Source organism: Embleya hyalina (genome assembly GCF_003967355.1).
In the GTDB taxonomy this organism is placed as follows: Bacteria; Actinomycetota; Actinomycetes; order Streptomycetales; family Streptomycetaceae; genus Embleya; species Embleya hyalina.
On the sequence record NZ_BIFH01000014.1, the window covers coordinates 362,523 to 380,018 of the forward strand.

General features: G+C 73.5%; 13 protein-coding genes. 5 read left to right on the top strand and 8 right to left on the bottom strand.

The annotated features are described in order from the left end of the window. Nucleotides 1-58: 58 nt before the first annotated feature. Together EMA17_RS05960 and EMA17_RS05965 are read left to right on the top strand one after the other, a co-directional pair. Nucleotides 59-904 (top strand): hypothetical protein, encoded by an 846-nt coding sequence (locus tag EMA17_RS05960; protein ID WP_126635844.1) that lies wholly within the window; start codon nt 59-61, stop codon nt 902-904. A gap of 99 nt (nt 905-1,003) precedes the next feature. Beyond that, nucleotides 1,004-1,303, top strand: coding sequence for a hypothetical protein (locus tag EMA17_RS05965; protein ID WP_078978201.1), 300 nt, complete (start codon nt 1,004-1,006; stop codon nt 1,301-1,303). A gap of 81 nt (nt 1,304-1,384) precedes the next feature. On the opposite strand, the gene EMA17_RS05970 is transcribed toward EMA17_RS05965, so the two are convergent. From EMA17_RS05970 to EMA17_RS05985, 4 genes are all read right to left on the bottom strand, one after another. Next, complete coding sequence (locus tag EMA17_RS05970; protein WP_126635845.1) at nt 1,385-6,046, bottom strand: FtsK/SpoIIIE domain-containing protein; 4,662 nt, start codon at nt 6,044-6,046, stop codon at nt 1,385-1,387. Between the two features lie 225 nt (nt 6,047-6,271). After that, complete coding sequence (locus EMA17_RS05975) at nt 6,272-7,396, bottom strand: hypothetical protein (protein ID WP_126635846.1); 1,125 nt, start codon at nt 7,394-7,396, stop codon at nt 6,272-6,274. Then, nucleotides 7,393-7,920: a sigma-70 family RNA polymerase sigma factor gene (locus EMA17_RS05980; protein ID WP_126635847.1), complete on the bottom strand. Its 528-nt coding sequence runs from the start codon at nt 7,918-7,920 to the stop codon at nt 7,393-7,395. Before EMA17_RS05980 ends, EMA17_RS05975 begins: the two co-directional genes overlap by 4 nt. Before the next feature lie 149 nt (nt 7,921-8,069). Further along, on the bottom strand, nt 8,070-8,486 hold the full coding sequence (locus tag EMA17_RS05985) for a winged helix-turn-helix transcriptional regulator (RefSeq protein ID WP_126635848.1): 417 nt from the start codon (nt 8,484-8,486) through the stop codon (nt 8,070-8,072). Between the two features lie 129 nt (nt 8,487-8,615). Between EMA17_RS05985 and EMA17_RS05990 the strand changes: the two genes are divergently transcribed. Beyond that, nucleotides 8,616-9,545 (top strand): NADP-dependent oxidoreductase, encoded by a 930-nt coding sequence (locus tag EMA17_RS05990; protein WP_126635849.1) that lies wholly within the window; start codon nt 8,616-8,618, stop codon nt 9,543-9,545. A gap of 551 nt (nt 9,546-10,096) precedes the next feature. Here the strand turns inward: EMA17_RS05990 and EMA17_RS05995 are convergent. Further along, complete coding sequence (locus tag EMA17_RS05995) at nt 10,097-10,915, bottom strand: DUF2127 domain-containing protein (protein WP_126635850.1); 819 nt, start codon at nt 10,913-10,915, stop codon at nt 10,097-10,099. Between the two features lie 102 nt (nt 10,916-11,017). Next, nucleotides 11,018-11,635, bottom strand: a complete 618-nt coding sequence (locus tag EMA17_RS06000) for a TetR/AcrR family transcriptional regulator (RefSeq protein WP_126635851.1) — start codon at nt 11,633-11,635, stop codon at nt 11,018-11,020. A 303-nt stretch (nt 11,636-11,938) separates the two neighbouring features. Between EMA17_RS06000 and EMA17_RS06005 the strand changes: the two genes are divergently transcribed. Together EMA17_RS06005 and EMA17_RS06010 are read left to right on the top strand one after the other, a co-directional pair. Beyond that, nucleotides 11,939-13,120, top strand: a complete 1,182-nt coding sequence (locus tag EMA17_RS06005) for a thiolase family protein (protein ID WP_126635852.1) — start codon at nt 11,939-11,941, stop codon at nt 13,118-13,120. Between the two features lie 91 nt (nt 13,121-13,211). Then, complete coding sequence (locus tag EMA17_RS06010) at nt 13,212-13,973, top strand: 3-hydroxyacyl-CoA dehydrogenase (protein ID WP_126635853.1); 762 nt, start codon at nt 13,212-13,214, stop codon at nt 13,971-13,973. A gap of 301 nt (nt 13,974-14,274) precedes the next feature. Here EMA17_RS06010 and EMA17_RS06015 read toward each other — a convergent pair whose 3' ends face one another. Both EMA17_RS06015 and EMA17_RS06020 read right to left on the bottom strand, forming a co-directional pair. Beyond that, a complete protein-coding gene (locus EMA17_RS06015; RefSeq protein WP_126635854.1) occupies nt 14,275-14,958 on the bottom strand; it encodes a TetR/AcrR family transcriptional regulator in 684 nt (227 codons plus the stop codon). 144 nt (nt 14,959-15,102) lie between these two features. Then, entirely contained in the window at nt 15,103-17,127 is a 2,025-nt protein-coding gene (locus EMA17_RS06020) for a hypothetical protein (protein WP_126635855.1), read from the bottom strand. Between the last annotated feature and the right edge of the window lie 369 nt (nt 17,128-17,496).

Genomic DNA, 17,496 nt, shown 5'->3' on the forward strand with positions numbered 1-17,496 from the left:
GGCGTGGTCACGGCGACGGATCCGGCCGAGGGATCCGCGATGCCCGACGGGAGCGGACGTGGTCGACTTCGCGCTGGACTACAGCACGCTGGCCGAGGCCAAGAAGGACATGTACGACCTGGCCGACCGCATCTCGCCCACGCTCAAGTCGAGCGACTTCGCGACCCTGGGCAAGGGCGGCTACACCGACGCCCAGGCGGTGTTCGGCGACCCGACGCTGACCACCGCGTTCCGCAGCCTGTACCGGCTGTCCGCGGGCCCGATGACCCGCGCCGAGGACCTGCTGAAGAAGCTCGGCGACTGCTTCGGCAAGGTCGGCGACGCCTACTTCAACGCCGACGCGCAGATCACCGAGGGCCTGGGCGTGATGGGCGCCACGATGGGCCTGGCGGAGTGGCGCAACAAGGTCGCCGCCTGGAAGTACAAGCAGGACCACCTGGACGAGTGCGCCAAACCCGGACCCGACGGCACACTCCCGGAGTTCTGCAAGGCCACCGACCCCGGCGACAAACCGCCGCTGGACAAGGTGATCACCACGCCCAACGGCGGCCGGATCGAGACCCACCTGACCCTGGACGCGGACGGCAACGTGATCAAGGAGGAGACCAAGGTCGTCAGCAACGGCCAGACCTACACCTCGGTCACCACCTACGACTCGAGTCGGCTGAACTACACCACCGTGTCCACCGCGCCGGACGGTGGCGTGACCACCACCGAGACGCACCTGAACGCCAACGGGGGCGGCACGCAGAAGGTGGTCGACTCCGAAGGAAAGACGCACACCTACGCGCGCGCCGACGGCAAGCACGAATGGGTGGACACCACACCCAAGCCGCCGGAGAAGCCCGTCCCGCCGGGCGGTGGCGGCGGTGGTGGCGGCGGGCGCATCCCGCGCCGCGACTGAGCCGCCGTCGTACACCCCCATCGCCCGGCAGCCCCTGTAGCTCCCCGTAGTCCCCGTTCGTCGTACCCCCACGACGAGCCGATCTTCCCTGGAGGAACCATGCCCGATATCGCACTCGACTTCGGCCGCATCGACGAGGTCGCCGGCAAGTTGACCAAGGCGAAGGAGACCATCACGCCGATGATCAACACGCTGCTCTCCGACGTGAACGGGCTGCTGGACAACGGCATGGTCTTCAAGGAGTCGAGCCCGGCCATGCGCGAGGCCTACTCGAAGTTCAACACCAGCCTGACCGCCGCCGTCGACGGCATCCTGATCTTCTCCGAGATGTTCGCCAAGATTCGCACCCAGATGCACGAGATGGACGTGGAGATGGCGAAGAACCTGAAGAAGAGCTGAGCCGGCGCCGAACCCGTTCGGGCCGCTTCCCTCGGCGGGAAGCGGCCCGAACTCGTGTGCCCGACGCGGGGGTTCGTCCGGCTACTCGGCCGATCGCAACACCGTCAGCGGCACCTGCACCGCCATCGGCGCGCCGCCCGGCCCCGCGGTCCACGCCCGCCCGGGTACGGGCGGCGCCGAGCGCACCACGTTCGTCGGCAGTCGTACGCCGATCATGTCGCCCTCCTGCATGTTCTTCGGCGCGAGCAGGACGCCGCTGCGACTGCCGCGTCGGGCCGCGGTGAGCCAACTGCCCATCGCCACCTGAAGGGCGTCGTAGGACCCCGCGTACAGCAGCCCCTGCCCCCGGTCGCGGCCCGCGATCGCCAGGTCGCGCAGCACCCGGTCGGCGGCGGGCATCCCGAGCAGTTCGGCGTCGTCCACGACCACCACGCGCGGACCGGACAACTCCTCCAGGGCCCGCTCGACGGCCTCGGCGGCGGGATCCTCCTCGGTCAGCAGCCGCACCTGGGGGTGTTGTGCCAGCCCGCGCAGCGGCGACTCGCGCGGGGTGAGCACCACCAGCGAGGTGCCGCCCGCGAGCAACGACACCGACAAGGACGCGAGCGTGGTGCTGCGCCCGGTCCCGGCGGGCCCGATCACGCAGAACACCGACCTGGCGGCGAAGTCCGCCCCGATCGGCTCCGCACGGTCGCCACCGATGCCGAGCAGGCCCCACATCGGGCGGCGCGACTCGGCCGGCACCCGCTCGTACGCGGCCGCGAACTCGACCACGCGAGGCAGCGTCGGGATCGGCACCGGCATACGCTCGCGCGGCACCGAGGCATCGCGCCGGGCCGCCGCCGTGCCGATCCGGCGCAGCGCCTCGGCCTGCTCCTGTCCGCTCGGATCGGGCGCGAGCAGCGCGACCTGACTCTCCGTCTGGGACAACACGTGCCAGCCGCGACCGGGTGAGATCACCGCCGGCACCTTGCGGATCGGCATGCCGGCCATCTGGTAGTCGCTGCGATCCGCCTGGCGCAACAACAGTTTGTGGTCGTTGTGCGCGGACAACCGCCCGCTCAGCAGCGCCCGTTCGGACGTCGCCACGATGTGGATGCCGGCCGCCGCGCCCTCGCGCAGCAGGCGCATCGTGTCGTCCACGAGCCGGCCGCCGTCGTGGTCGTCGAGCAGCGCGACCAGGGAGTCCCAGCCGTCGAGCAGGATCACGATGTGCGCGGGCCGCTCGGCCGCCGGGAGGATCCGGCGCAACTCCACCAAACCGGCGGCGTTGTGCGCACTGCACCGTTCCTGACGCTCGGTCAACTCGCGGACCAGATAGCCCAGCAGCCGCCCCATCCGCTCCATGTCGTGCCGCGAGACCACCGCGCCGCAGTGCGGCAGGGTCTCCAGCGCGGCCAGTCCGCCGCCGCCCGCGTCGATCCCGTACAGGTGCACGTCGGCGCAACTCGCCGTGGCCGCCGCGGAACCCCCGAGGGTGCGCAACACCTGGGTGCGGCCCGAGCGCGGCGAGCCGATCACGTACAGGTGGCCGAACGTGGCCAGGTCCATCGTGGTCACCCGCTGCTCCTGGAGTTGCGGAACGTCCTCCAGGGCGTAGGGGATCGGTGGCGGGCAGGAGTCGGACGCGTCGACGTCGGCCCGCTCCACCGGCGGCAGGTCGTCCACCAGTACGCGCTCCGCCAGGGGCGGCAACCACGGGCTGGGCAGCGGGCGGTAGTCGGGCAGCGTCTCGGCCGCCTCGCGCAGCGCCAGGACCAGGGCGTTGAGGTCGGTCGGGTTGGGCGTGTCCGCGGTGTCCGGGCCCTCGTCGATCGTCGGCAGCGACGCGGGCCGGCCCAGGCCGGCCAGGGTCAGTTCGGTGGCGCGCACCGCGCGGGTCGGACCGGTCTTCTCGGCGGCGCCGCCGGGGACGGGCCGCTCGGCGCCCACCCACGCGGCCTGGAACGGCACCGCGGCGTTCGGTCCGGTGCGGATCAGCGCCCGGCCGGGCGTGCCGGCCGAGATGTGCACGGCCTCCATGGTGTCGATGATGTCCTGGCTCTCGCCCGCGTCGGTCACCCGCAGGGCGATCCGCAGGTTGGTGTTCGCGCGGATGTCCCCGGTGACCACGCCGGCCGGCCGCTGGGTGGCCAGCACCAGGTGGATCCCGAGCGAACGGCCGCGCTGGGCGATGTTGATCAGCCCCGCGACGAAGTCGGGCACCTCGCGGACGAGGGTGGCGAACTCGTCGATCACCAGGATCAGTCGGGGCAGCGGCGCCAGGGTGGGGTCGCCGGCGCGCTTGCCCCGGTACTCCGGGTGGTCCTTGGCGCCGACGTCGGCCAACAGCTGTTCGCGGCGCCGCAGTTCCGCCGCCAGCGACTCCAGCGCCCGGGTGGCCAGATGCTCGTCCAGGTCGGTGACCATGCCGAGGGTGTGCGGGAGTTCGGCGCACTCGCTGAACGCGCTGCCGCCCTTGTAGTCGACCAGCACGAAGGTCAGCTCGTCCGGGCGGTTGGCCACCGCGAGCGCGGACACGAAGCTCTGCAACAACTCGGACTTGCCGGACCCGGTGGTACCCGCGATCAGGCCGTGCGGACCGTCGCGCACCAGGTCGATGCGCAGCGGACCGTCGTAGCCGGCACCCAGGGTGAACGTGGTCGAGGCCGGGCGGCGGGCCCAACGGGCCAGGAAGTCGGCCGCCTTCGGCGGTTCGGCGTCGACCAGGTCGAGCAGCTTGACGGTCTGCGGCAGGCCGCTGTCGTGTTCGGGGCTGACGTCGCGCAACGGGGCCAGGGCCCGGGCCAGTTGCTCGCACCACGCGGCGTCCACGTGGTCGGCGCGTACGTCCGTCACGTCGGGCAGTCCGGTCTGGCGCACGGTGAGGTGGCGGCCGGCCGCCAGCACGACGGCGGTGCACTCCTCCGGCAGCAGCCGCTCGCGTTCGTCCAGACAGACGCTGAACACCCGGGCCGCCGGGCCCTCGGTGAGCACCTGGACCATGCCGGGCACCTCGCGCAACTGCCGGGCGCCGTCGGCGATCACCAGGATGTCGGGGCCGCTGAACATGGCCTGGCCCATCGACGAGCCCATGCTGCGCTGTCGGCTCTGGATCTGTGCGACCAGTTCGGAGATGCGGTTGGCGGTGGATTCCGGGTCGGTGCCGAGCAGGGCGACCGGCGCGGCGGAGCGGGATTGCGGGCGCAGGTGCGGCAACCACCGCACCCAGGCCCAGTCGCCGGCCCGCTCGGGATCGGTCAGCACCACCACGCGCAGGTCGCGCGGGCTGTGCAGGACGGCGGACTGGATCACCAGCCAGCGGGCCAGCGCCTGGATCGGCTCGGTCGCCCCGGCCACGCCGAGCACCCCGTGGTCGGGGATCTCGACGCCGATGGGTGTGTCGGGCAACGTCCAGCTCGCGGTGCGGTGATGCTCGTCCCGGGCCGGGTCCTCGACCTCCTTGACCGACGGCTGGTCGACCGTACCGATCCGCAGGACCAGGTGGTCGGCGTCGCGGCGGCGTCGCTCCCACAGCCTGCTGCCCGGTCCGGTCGCGATCAGCGCGACGGCGGCCGGGTCGGGGCCGACCTCGGCGCGGACGATGCGCTCGCGGCGCACGGCGGTGCGGATGTCGTCGTGCAACACGCGCAGCCGGCGCCGGTACTGGACCCCGTCGAGCTGGTGTTTGACCCGATTGCTGCGGCGGCCGGAGACCCAGTTCGCGATCGCCATGAACGGGCTCATGATGCAGAAGATCAGATAGAAGTACGAGTGGAAGAACCCGACCATCGCCAGGCCCATCACCAGCGGGGCGATCATCACCAGCAGCGGGAACGGCACCCGGTTCGGCTCCAGCGGCGGCGAGGGCAGCCGGATCTTCTCCGCGTCCAGGTGCGGGGCGATCCGGGGCGGCCGGTTGTAGTCCAGGCCGATGCCGTCGTCGGAGGGCGTCACGTCGGCGTCCGCCTCGACCGGTCCGCGCAGGCGCAGCAGCGCCGGGCCGACGACCAGGTCGGACGCGTGCGGCCAGGGGGTGCCGGGCGGCGCCTGGGGGCGGATCACCGGCTCCTTCGGCGGGGCGATCCGGGCGCTCTCCCGCTCGACCTTGCGGTCCGCCTCGCGCTCGTCCTCCAGGATGCGTTCCTCGTGCTTGCGGGGCAGCGCCGCGGCGGCGGTGATCGCGTCGGTGGGTGGCGGCGCCACCTCGCGGCCGTGCACCGCGCCGTCGTCGGGGCCGGTGCGATGCCAGTACGCCGAGCCGTCCGGGCACACCGTCACCCACAGGCCCCGGGCCGGTACGCCGGGAACCGGCAGCCGGATCGCACAGCCCTCGTCGGCGCCGATCTCGTGGCTGCCCGGGCCCAGCGGCCAGACCCGGCCGGTGTACGGGCCGGACACCGCGTGCACCTGGACCAGGGTCTGCGGATCGAAGGGATGCCGGGGGGCGTGCACGCGGTCGGGCTCGGCGGGCGGGGCGCCCAGGCCCAGGACGGTGGCCTCGCGGATCCCGGAGACGGTCAGCGGGGCCTGCGGGTCGAGCACGGCGTCGCCGAGGTAGAGCGACCGTCCGGTCGCCGGCGCCTCGCCGTCCAGGAACGCGCCCAGGTCGGCGGCGCCGGCCCCGGGGGCGTCGTCGGCGGGCGCGGCCGGGCGGTGCACGGCGGTTGCGAGGTCCGCCACGATGCTCCCGGGCGGGAGGTCCAGGAGATGGTCGCGGCGCAGGCCGTCCGCGGCGTCCACGGTGGTGACGGTGAGTCTCACGTTGGTCGTGCTCCTGGGGGGTGGGGGACGGGGACGGGTCCGGTCGACCGGGGGTGTCGGCGGGGAGGGGTCGGCGTGGGCCGGGGCGTCGGCCGGGACGGGCCGGGATGTCGGCGCACGCCGGACCGGTGCCCGCCGGGCGTGTCCCGAAGCCCGCGTGCCGGTGCCCGGCGGGGGATCGAGGACACGCCTTCGGGCCGCCCGTCCGGCGTGTGGGGACGCGGGTCACGCGTCGATGGAGACGCCGCTCGGCTTGTCGGTGTCGGCGGGCTCGGTGAGGTCGTCGTGCGCGGGGGGCGGGACCTGTGCCGGGACCCGCGCCCGGGCCGTGGGGGGCGGCGCGGCCGGAGTCGGGTCGGGGTCCAGGTCCGGGTCGATCCCGGCCGGGGTCGGGTGTACCGCGTCCTCCGTGGACCAGGGCGGCAGGCGCCACACCGTCGCCGCCACCGCGCGCGGCAGGGGGCGTGCGTCCACCCGCAGCGGCGTGCCGTGCACGAGCAGCGCGCCGTTCGGCGCGACCGCCAACAACCGGGCATGGCCTCGGGGTCGGCCCGTGGTCAGCACCGACACGGGCGAGGCGGCGGGCAACTCGGGGGTGTCGGCGCAGGCCACCACCTGCGGGTAGCGGCGGGTCGCGGCGACGGTCGCGGCGTGCGCGAACGCCTCGGCGGCGGTCGGGCCCGCGTAGCGCGGATGCACCCCGGCGGCGACGGTGACCGCGCCGGCCGGCAACCTGGCGTCGAGTTGGGCGGCCAGCGACTGCACGGTCGCCCGCGCGCCGCGCCGCTCGCCGGAGACCGCCAGCACGCGCGGTCCGGTCAGCAGGTCCAGGAAGACCACCGCCTCGTGCCGGGTGCCGATCGCGACCAGCAGCGGCGTGGGCCCGGATCCGGGCTCCAGGTCGGCGCGGGCGATCCACCACAGGCGCGGGTCGAGTTCGTCCACCGCCCACGGCTCGGCGGGCACGGGCAGGTCCGGGCCGCAGCCGACCAGCACCCCCACCACGTCGCGCTCGACCAGGACGGCGTACGGGCGCGCGTTCGCGCTCACCTCGGCCGCCAGCATCGCCGCGTGCTCCGCGTCCGTCCAGGTGCCGGGCGCGCGCAGCGTGCGGACCAGGAGTCGGCGGCGCCGGCGGAACCGCACGAGTGCGGCGATCGGCTCGGCGAACGCGGCCGCGGTGAGCGCGATCTCGCGGCGCAGCCGACGCCGGACGAAGCGCCAGCCGCCGCGCCGCATGGCGGCCCAGTGGGCCAGCGCGAACACGAGGACCAGGATCCCCGTCCAGCCGAGCAGGGTCATCACATCGTGTCCGGCGACCCGCATGGCAAGGTCCTCGGAGCCGGTCATCCGCTCTCCTCGATCGCGGCCGGCTCGCGCCGGATCGCCGCGATCCCGTGGTAGGTACGGGACTTGACCGTCCCGTGCGGTATCCCCAGGGCGCGTGCGACGTCGGCGCCGCTGCGGTCGAGCAGGTGCACGTGCGCGACCGCCTCCCGGTGCGGCGGCGCCAGTCGGCGCAACGCCCCCACCAGTACGCAACGATCGACCACCGACGCCGCCGGGTCGGGCACCGTGGGCAGCCCGGTGAACTCGCTCGGGTCGATGCCCACCGGCAACGAACGATTGCGCCGTCGGGCGTCCACGGCCAGATTCCGGGCGACCCGGAACAGCCACATGCGGATCGGGCGACCGTCCCAGTCCAGGCGGTCCGCGGCCTCCCAGGCCCGTAACAGCGTTTCCTGGACGACGTCTTCGACCGTGTGCAGATCCGCCCCCAGGATCCCGCTCACATATCTGCGCAACGGCATGCTCTCCGCCATCAGCAGGTCGATCCGCCGCTCGCGCTCGTAAGTCTCCCGGCCAGGCGACACGAAACTGGGCTCCTCGGAGGCTCGGCCGGCGTCCGTTCCGCCGGTCAAGATCACGATAGGGAGCGGGAATCACCCCCCGGCGGACCGGGAAATGAACAGCGGGCGATCTTCTGGCGGACCCTCGGTGTCCCGGGTCGGTGCTACCCGAATCACCGACGGTCCGGGCCCATTCGTGCGGCGTCGTAGCGTTCGCGGGCGCGGTCCACCTCGGGGATGTGCTCCTCCGCCCAGGTCTTGACCGCCCGCATGAGCGGCAGCAGGCTCGCGCCGAGCGGGGTCAGCGCGTAGTCGACGCGGACCGGGACGGACGGGGTGACGGTGCGTTCGACCAGTCCGTCGCGCTCCAGGTTGCGCAGGGTCTGGGTGAGCATCTTCTGACTGACCCCGGCCACCCGTCGGGACAGGTCGCTGTAGCGCCGCGGGCCGTCGGCGAGTGCGTTGACGAGCAGGCTCACCCACTTGTCGCTGATCCCGTCCAGGAGTCGGCGGGCCGGGCAACTCGCCATGTACGCGTCGAACTCCGTGCGGGCCTCGGCACGGCGTTCGGCGGCGGTGCGCGTGGCCATGGCTCTCCTTCGGGTGGGATACGCACTTCCGGGTGGGTACTTACTCCCAGAGAGTAGCTTTTCCTAGGTTGGCGGTCGAGGGGCCGGGAGTCCGGCCCGTGGCCGCGGAGAGTGCGGGAGTGGTGGGTCATGCGTGCGGTGGTCGCTCGGGCAGGTGCTTCGGTGGTCGAGGTCGTGGACGGGCCGGTGTGCGAGCCGGGGCCCGGTCGGGTGCGGATCCGGGTCGCGGCGGCGACGGTGAATCCGGTGGACCTGATGGTGGTGGAGGGCGCGCCGGTGCGGTTCGGACTGGTGCGGGAACGTGAGGTGTTCGGGCTCGGGTGGGACGTCGCGGGCGAGGTGGACGCGGTCGGGGCGGGCGTGGCGGGGTTCGCGGTCGGCGACGCGGTGCTCGGGTTGCGCGACCGGTTGGACGTACGGACCGGCGCGCTGGCCGAGTTCGTGGTGCTGGACGCCGACGCGGTGGCGCCGCGACCGGTCGACCTGGATCCGGTGGCGGCGGCGACCATCCCGCTGAACGGCTCGACGGCGCGGCAGGGGCTCGACCTGCTCGGCTCGGCGGCGGGGGACACCCTGCTGGTCACCGGGGCGGCGGGCGGGGTCGGCGCGTTCGCGGTGGAACTGGCGGCGGCGCGCGGGATCCGCGTGGTTGCGGTCGCGGGGGCCGCCGACGAGGCGTCGGTGCGCGACCTCGGCGCGAGCCGGTTCGTCCCGCGCGGCGCCGACCTGGCGGACCGGATCCGGGCGCTGGTACCCGGCGGGGTGGACGCCGCGCTCGATGCGGCGATGCTCGGCCCGGACGCGTTGGACGCGGTTCGCGCCGGCGGGGCGTTCGTGGCCGTCAACGCGGGCGCGGCGCCGCCCGGACTGCGCGGGATCCGGGTGCATCAGGTGTGGGTCCGCGCCGATGCGACACAGTTGGCCGAACTCGCGACGGCGGCCGGGAAGGGCGAACTGACCCCGCGCGTGGCCCGGACCTTCCCCTTCGCCGACGCCGCCCGGGCCTTCGCGGCGGTGGCGGAGGGCGGCCTCCGCGGGCGGGTGGTCCTGGTGCCGTAAGCCGAACACGGATCGCAAGACCCCGACCCCAACCACCGGACCCACGCCGAAAACCCTCGCAGCCCACCGACCCGCCCGCGACCCGGCCCCCGGGCGGGGTGCCGGACCCGGGGGAGCCAGCCCCCCGGGCGAGGAGCCGATCCCCGGGCGGGGTGTCGGGTCAGGGCGTGGTCCGGCTTCCGGGCGGGGTGTCGGGCCAGGGTGCAGTCCGGGCTCCGGGCGGGGTGCCGGGTTTGGGTGCGTGCCGGCCTCCGGGCGAGGAGCCGATCTCCAGGCGAGGTGCCGGACCAGGGCGTGGTCCGGCTTCCGGGCGGGGTGTTGGCCCCCGGGCGGGGTGTTGGGCCAGGGTGCGGCCGGGCTTCCGGGCGGGGTGCCGGGGCCCGGGTGCCGGGCGAGGAGCCGATCCCCGGGCGAGGTGCCGGGCCTTGGTGCGGTCCGGGCTTCGGGTGTGGGTCGGGGTTCGGGTGGCGTGCCGGGTTTTCGGTGTGGCCGGGGCCGGGTGGATCGATTTGGCGCGCCGCGTGGCGACAAGCGGGTGCCTCGGCCGGCGTTCACGTGGTGCGTGCGGACGGCGGCTTGGTCGTGTGTACCTGCTCCTCCCACGGCTGCCGGGGCGGCCCGGGGTGGATCGCCTCGTCGATCTCCAGGAGCGATTCGCTGTGCCGCTCGCGCTCGAACGCCTCGGCCCCGCCGCGCACCCCGAACAGCCGCTTGGCGACGATGATGTAGACCACCGCGAGGATGTTCAGCACCAGCGTGCCGACCTTGAACCAGCTCACGTGCTCGCGCATCTCGTAGCCCTCCAGCGGCAGGAACGCCGCCGTGGCGACCACCGTGAGGTATTCCGCCCAGCGCTTGAGGTACCACAACCCGACCGCCTCGACGATCTCGACTACCGCGTAGACGACCATCCCGATCGCCACCCAGATCAGGGTCGAGCGTTTGTAGTCGAACGTCTTGCGGATCGAGTCGACGATCGGCGAGTGGTCCAGGTCGTAGTGGAAGTGCTCGGCCACCGGCCGGAACGCGGTCAGGTCGTCCTCGAACAACCGGCGCACCGAATCCTGCGAGTTGCTGAACCGCCAGACCGCGTAGGCGGCGAGCAGGATCAGTACGCCGCGCGCGGCACGTTCGATGGACAGGAAGCGCAGGATCAACACGTCGCGCAGCGCCCGACCGCGCATCACCACCGGCGCGTCGCCGGCGGGGCCGCGGCCCTTGACCTCGCCGAGGACGTAGTCGCCGCAGCGCAGGCAACGCCACGCCTCGCCGACCGGCGTGGTCGCGTGCAGCCGGGCACGCAGCGCGGGTTCGTCGGGAGCGTACGTCTCATGGCCGCGCCGTGCGCAGGCCCGTCGATTCCAGTCCACGCGGTGAAGTTACGGTCTTGCGGACCGGTCACGTTCACGTTTCGACCGGGTTCGTACCAAGGATTGGTCATCGAAGCGTGAAATGAGGACGTACGTTCCGGATCAGGGCGCGCCGTTCCCGGCGAGAACGTGGTCCAGACTCGCCGCCCACTGCCGTACGACCGCCCGCCGCCGCTCGTCGTAATCGATGACCAGGGCGCTGATGCCGAGCCCGCGGGCCACGTCGAGGGTGGCCTCCACGGCGGCGGACACCCCGGGCAGCGAGACGTCGGCGTCGAGCAGTTCGACGGCCATGTCGTATATCGCCGCGGTCAGTCGCAGATCCAGCGGGATCACCCGTGCGCGCAGCACGGGATCGTTGACCGCGGCCGTCCACAGGTTGAGCGCGGCCCGGTACAGGGTGCCCCGGAACATCGCCGCCAGTGCCTCGACCACCGCCTCGGTGTGCGCGGGGCCGGGCGGGATCCGGGCGCCGTCCAGGCGGGTACGGGCGACCAGGTCACCGGCGATGTGGTCGATCGCGGCGGTGAACAGGTCCTCGCGGGTGGGGAAATGGTGCTGTACGGCGCCTCGTGAGACGCCCGCGCGCTCGGCGACCACTGTGACGGTGCCGCCGAGCCAACCCAGCTCGGCCAGCACGTCGACGGCGGTGTCCAGGAGTCGGGCGCGGGTGACACGACTGCGGTGTTGACGTGGTTCGCGTACTGGTGCGCTGGTCACGTAGGTCAGCCTAACCCCCGGGACGGGTGTCGATGCCGCTTTTGTCGGTTGACGTGCACGGTATCGCCGGGACGCGCCCGCGGATGCCGCCGTCCGGGTCGATGCTTGACAGGGTTTGCGCGGGCGGGTCGAATGTCTTAGCGAACGTTCAGTAACCTTGCCGGCGGGACCCTGCGGGAATCCGGGAACGGCCGGCCCACAGCGGGATCGCGGCACGATCGCGCGGACCGCGCACCGGATGCCACGACCGGGTCAAACCGTCGCGGTGCGCCGGTTCCACCGTCGTGAAGGAGACGCAACGCCATGACCACAGCCGTCGTCGTCGACGCCGTACGCACCGCCTCCGGCAAGGGCAAGCCCGGTGGCGCCCTGTCCGGCACCCACCCCGTCGACCTGCTCGCGCACACGCTGCGGGCCCTGGTCGAGCGCAACGGCCTGGACCCGGCCCTGGTCGAGGACGTGATCGCGGGCTGCGTCACCCAGGGCGGCGACCAGTCGCTGAACATCGCCCGCAACGCGGTCCTGGCCGCCGGATTCCCCGAGGGCGTGCCCGCCACCACGGTGGACCGGCAGTGCGGATCCAGCCAGCAGGCCGCGCACTTCGCCGCCCAGGGCGTGATCGCCGGCGCGTACGACATCGTGATCGCGGCCGGTGTCGAGTCGATGAGCCGGGTGCCGATGGGCCTGGCCTCGAACGGCGGCAACCCGTTCGGCGGCGACCTGCTCGCCGGGCGCTACCCCGAGGGCCTGATCCCGCAGGGCTACTCGGCCGAGTTGATCTCGGCCCGGTGGAACCTGGACCGGGAGACGCTGGACCGGTTCTCCGCGCGCTCACACCGCCTCGCCGCGCGGGCCGCCGCCGAGGGCGCGTTCGACCGCGAGATCGTGCCGATCACCGTGGCCGGCGGCGTGCACCGGGTGGACGAGACGGTGCGTCCGAGCACCTCGGAGGAGGGACTGGCCGGGCTCAAGCCCGCGTTCGTGGACGAGGGCATGGCCGCGCGCTTCCCGGAGATCGATTGGCGGATCACCCCGGGCAACTCCTCGCCGCTGACCGACGGTGCGTCCGCCGCGCTGATCATGAGCGAGGAGCGGGCCGACGCGCTCGGCCTGACCCCGCGCGCCCGCTTCCACGCGTTCGCGGTCACCGGCGACGACCCGCTGCTGATGCTCATGGGCGTGGTCCCGGCCACCCGCAAGGTGTTGGAGCGGGCCGGCCTGGGGATCGACGACATCGACGCGTTCGAGGTCAACGAGGCGTTCGCGCCGGTGCCGTTGGCGTGGGCGGCGGAGGTGGGCGCCGACCTGGAGAAGGTGAACCGGCGCGGCGGCGCGATCGCCATCGGGCACCCCCTCGGCGCCTCCGGCGGGCGGCTGCTGAGCACGCTCCTCGGGGTGCTGGAGGCCACGGGCGGGCGGTACGGATTGCAGACGATGTGCGAGGGCGGCGGGATGGCCAACGCGATGATCGTCGAACGGCTCTGAGGTCGGGTCGTTCGTTCGGTCGCTCGGGTTTTTCGGCCGGGTTCGTCGGCCGGGTTCTTGTCAGTGAGTAGCGAGTTACGGAGACACACGTATGCGCATCGAAGGCACCACCGCCCTGATCACCGGCGGCGCCTCGGGGCTCGGCCTGGCCACCGCCGAACTGCTCGTCGCGAAGGGAGCGTCGGTCGTGCTCGTCGACCTGCCCTCGTCGCAGGGCAAGGGGGTGGCCGAACGACTGGGCGAGCGCGCCCTGTTCGTCCCCGGCGACGTCACCCGCGAGGACGAGGTGCGGGCCGCGGTGGAGGCGGCCGACGCGGACGGCACGCTGGCGATCACGGTCAACTGCGCGGGCATCGCGAACGCGGCTCGCACGGTGGGCAAGAAGGGCGCCTTCCCGCTGGACGTGTTCGCCCGCGTGGTCAACGTCAACCTGATCGGCACGTTCAACGTGCTGCGCTTGGCCGCGGAGCGGATGAGCACCCACGAGCCGGTGGACGGCGAGCGCGGCGTGGTGGTCAACACGGCGTCGGTCGCCGCGTTCGACGGGCAGATCGGGCAGGCCGCCTACAGCGCGTCCAAGGGCGGGATCGCGGCGATGACGCTGCCGATCGCGCGGGACCTGTCGGGGTTGGCGGTGCGGGTGATGACGATCGCGCCCGGGTTGTTCGAGACGCCGCTGCTCGGGTCGCTGCCGGAGGCCGCGCGGGAGTCGCTGGGGGCGCAGGTGCCGCACCCGAGTCGGTTGGGGCGGCCGGCGGAGTATGCGGCGCTGGTCGCGCACATCGTGGAGAACCAGATGCTCAACGGGGAGGTCATCCGGCTGGACGGGGCGATCCGGATGGCCCCGCGGTGAGCTCGGCGCCGGGCCGCAGGGGGACCTGGCCTTCGGCCTGGGTCTTTTGGCCTCGAACGCCGGCCGGGCTGGATGTGGGCCGGAAAGGTTCGGCCGGCGTATCGCATTGGTTGGGTGAGGTGGCCTCAGACGCCAGCCGGGCTGGATTTGTTCGGGCTGGATGTGGGCCGGAAAGGTTCGGCCGGCGTTTCGCATTGGTTGGGTGAGGTGGCCTCAGACGCCGGCCGGGCTGGATTTGCCCGGGCTGGATGTGGGCCGGAAAGGTTCGGCCGGCGTTTCGTATTGGTCGGGTGAGGTGGCCTCAGACGCCGGCCGGGCTGGATTCGCCCGGGCCGGATGTGGCCGGGCCGGGTTTGCCTGTGTAGCCGACCGTGGACAGGGAGATTTGTACGTAGCGGTCGGCGATTTGTTGCGGGGTCAGGGGGCCCGTGGGGCGGTACCAGTCGGCTACCGCCTGGCAGCAGGTGATGACGGCGCGGCCGGCGTCGATCGGGTACGGGGTGGTGAACTCGCCCAGGGCCACGCCGTCGCGGACGGCGGCGTGCATCAGGGATTCGAGTTCGTCGCGCATCGCCACGTAGCGGGCCCGGTTGGCCGGCTCCAGGCTGCGCATCTCGGTGTCCAGGAACGCCAGCGGCGCGCGGTTGGCCATGTACAGGACGATGCACTCGACCAGCGCGGCGAATCGCGCGGCCGGCGCTTCCTCGGCCTCCTCGAGCGCGGCCCGGCAGCGGCCCAGGGCGGCGTTCATCGAGCCGATCAGCAACTCGACGAGCAGGGCCTGCTTGTTCCGGTAGTGGTAGTACAGCGCCGGCACCGTCACGCCCACCCGACGGGCGATGTCGCGCACCGTCGTGCCGTGATAGCCGTGCTCGTCGAACGCGGCGAGCGACGCGGCCAGGATCGGCGGCAGCAGCAGCGGTCGGTATCCGCGCCAGTCGGTGTGACCGTCGGCGCGCAGATCCGCCGCCAATGGCTCCGCCATGGGTCCGCCTCCTGATTCCGCGGACTTGCTCCGGCCGTCCCGGGACGCATCGTCTTGGTTGCCGCATTCTAACGATCGCTCGCTCGGTACCCGTACCCGTGCGCCGACCGCGCGACCCGGACCGCGGTCCGGGTCGCGCCGGGATCAGCCGCCGATCTCCTGCAGGGTCTTGACCAGCTCGGCGAAGCCGATGCCCACCTCGTCCAGCACCCGGAGCAGGGCCGGCGGCGGGTCGCCGATCTGGCGGTTGAGCGGGCCGACGCGGCCCGGGACGCTCGCCAGGTCGCCGCCGCGGAAGCGCGACTCGGGGTCGGCCGGCGGGCGTATCTGGTAGCTGCGCCAGTTCCGGGCGGGCCAGTTCAGCAGGGTCAGGTCGGGCGCGTGCCAGGCCATGAACGCCCAGCGGCGCTCGTTGCCGGCCTGGATCAGCACCGGCTCGCCGTACTGCGCGAGCCGGGTCGCGGCCACCGCCGCGATCGGGACCGGGTTGCCGAACGAGCCGGTGATCCGCCAGATCCCGTCCTCGATGCCGGCCACCCAGCCGTGCGCGGCGAATTCCTCGATGGCCTCGGCGTACGGGCTGTCCTCGGCCGGCGCCGGGGCGAAGGTGGTGGTGCCGGCCGACTCGAACTCGGTCCCGGACGCGACGTAGAGCGGCGGCGGGGTCACCACCGGAGCCGGAGGGGTCGGCGCGGGCGTCGGAGCGGGCGTGGCGACCTCGACCGGGCGCGGCGGCGGGCTCACGGGTGCCGCCGGCGCCCGGGGCGGCTCGGGAGCCTTGGGCGCGGCGGGAACGGGAGCCGGAATCGGCGCGGCCGGCGTCGGTGTCGGCTCCGTACGTGGCGTCACCCGCCGCTCGCTCGGCCGTGCGGCCGTGGCCGGGCTGTACGCGAAGACCACGCCGGAGTGCGTCACGCCGCCGTCGGCGCGCGGGAGGCTGCCCCGCACCGCCGGGCCCTGACCGGCCGCCGGCGGGAAGGTCGCGCTCGTCGCACCGGCCGGGACGACCCCCAACTCCCGCCAGGAGCCCGCCGATCCGTCGACGGACGTGGCGATCGTGACCGGCTCGCGGGCGGGCCCGGCGAGCACCACGTGCAGCCCCGCGCCGTCCGCCCGGGCGCCGAGCAGGACCAGTTCGGGCATGGCCGCCACGCCGCGCAGCGCGTCCAGGTCGGCGGGCGCGACGGTGCGGCCCTCGCCGAGCGGCAGGACCGGGTCGCCGACCGTGTGTACCGCGAGGTCGAGGCCGCCGCCGGCCGCCGCGGTGGTGCCGAGGCCGGCCCGGCTCAGGTCCGCGTTGCCGGTCAGCGCGGACCACTGCCCGCCGATCCGCCACTGCATGAACCGGCCGTGTGTCAGCCGCTGTTCGGGCAGCACCCGCACCTCGGCGGGTCGCCCCGCGAGGGCCGAGCGCAGCACCGCGCCGGAGTGGCCGGACCAGTTCTCGTGTACGCCCAGCACCACCCGCGCGGGAGCCAGCCGGGCGATCGACTCGCGCAACGTCTCACCGTCCGGGTCCAGGGCGGGGGCGTACAGGTGCAACTCGTCCACCGGACCGCTCGGGAGCCGGTCGAGCAGCGGGCGGTCGAGGTTGTCCAAGAGCCGGGCCTCGGGACCCGGGGTCTCGTCCGCCAGGATGTGCCGCTCGGTCAGCAGCCCGGCGATCTCCCGCAGATGCTCCGCGGCCCACGGCGCCATCGCCACCGCGGCCAGGTCCGGCAGCTTGTCCAGCCAGTCCGCGACGTCGGCGAGCAGGGCGTTGGAGGCGTCGTCCTCGGTCTCGACCACCGTCCACAGGCGGTCGTCGCCGGCCCAGCCGGGCAGTGCGGGGGTGCCGCCGCCGATCGCGATCCGGCACGCGTGCTCGCCGATCAGTACGACCAGCTTGGCGCGCAGCGAGCCGGGACACACGGTGGGTGCGTAGAGGTAGTCCCGACCCGCGCCGCGCACCCGGCTCGGGTCGTGCGCCTCCTGGGCGGCGTCGCCGAGGATGGCGACCCGGGCGGACAGGTCCCGGGCGAGCGGTACGGCGACCCGCTCCAGGAAGGGCAGGTCGACGCCGAGGCCGAGGAACAGCGCCTCGTGCAGGGCGGCCCCGTCGGCGCGCTCGCGCCATTCGCGCAAAAGCGTGACGGGGGATGCGGATCGGGTGTGCTGCGACGCGGTCATATGTCGATGTCCAAGGTCGTTCGTCCCGAGGGGGTGGCGTGCGGCTGCGGCTCGCGGATGCGGTCGGTGGAGCCTTCGACACGGTTTCGATGGTAGGCCCGGTCGCGCCGTGGACGAGGGGGATCGGCGGGCGGAGGTGCCCCCGGCCGGACGCCGAGCGGCGTACGGGCCGCGCAGGTCACGCCGGCGAGCATCCGAAACCACCTTCCTCGTCGCGAGGATCATCGCAGGAGCCGGTCCCGGGGAGGGCGAAGGCCCCACCTGCCGGGCGCCACGACGGGCCATGTCCGGGGGCGACGCGCCCCCGCGTCCATGTCGCCGATCCTGCTGTCTGAGATATTAGGCGCACGGTTCCGGGCAGGTGCCGGC

What these genes read in the sequence shown, in the direction of transcription:
- EMA17_RS05965 (WP_078978201.1), top strand. Translation starts at nt 1,004, where the DNA reads ATGCCCGATATCGCACTCGACTTCGGCCGCATCGACGAGGTCGCCGGC.
- EMA17_RS05975 (WP_126635846.1), bottom strand. Translation starts at nt 7,396, where the DNA reads ATGACCGGCTCCGAGGACCTTGCCATGCGGGTCGCCGGACACGATGTG.
- EMA17_RS05985 (WP_126635848.1), bottom strand. Translation starts at nt 8,486, where the DNA reads ATGGCCACGCGCACCGCCGCCGAACGCCGTGCCGAGGCCCGCACGGAG.
- EMA17_RS05990 (WP_126635849.1), top strand. Translation starts at nt 8,616, where the DNA reads ATGCGTGCGGTGGTCGCTCGGGCAGGTGCTTCGGTGGTCGAGGTCGTG.
- EMA17_RS06005 (WP_126635852.1), top strand. Translation starts at nt 11,939, where the DNA reads ATGACCACAGCCGTCGTCGTCGACGCCGTACGCACCGCCTCCGGCAAG.
- EMA17_RS06010 (WP_126635853.1), top strand. Translation starts at nt 13,212, where the DNA reads ATGCGCATCGAAGGCACCACCGCCCTGATCACCGGCGGCGCCTCGGGG.
- EMA17_RS06015 (WP_126635854.1), bottom strand. Translation starts at nt 14,958, where the DNA reads ATGGCGGAGCCATTGGCGGCGGATCTGCGCGCCGACGGTCACACCGAC.
- EMA17_RS06020 (WP_126635855.1), bottom strand. Translation starts at nt 17,127, where the DNA reads ATGACCGCGTCGCAGCACACCCGATCCGCATCCCCCGTCACGCTTTTG.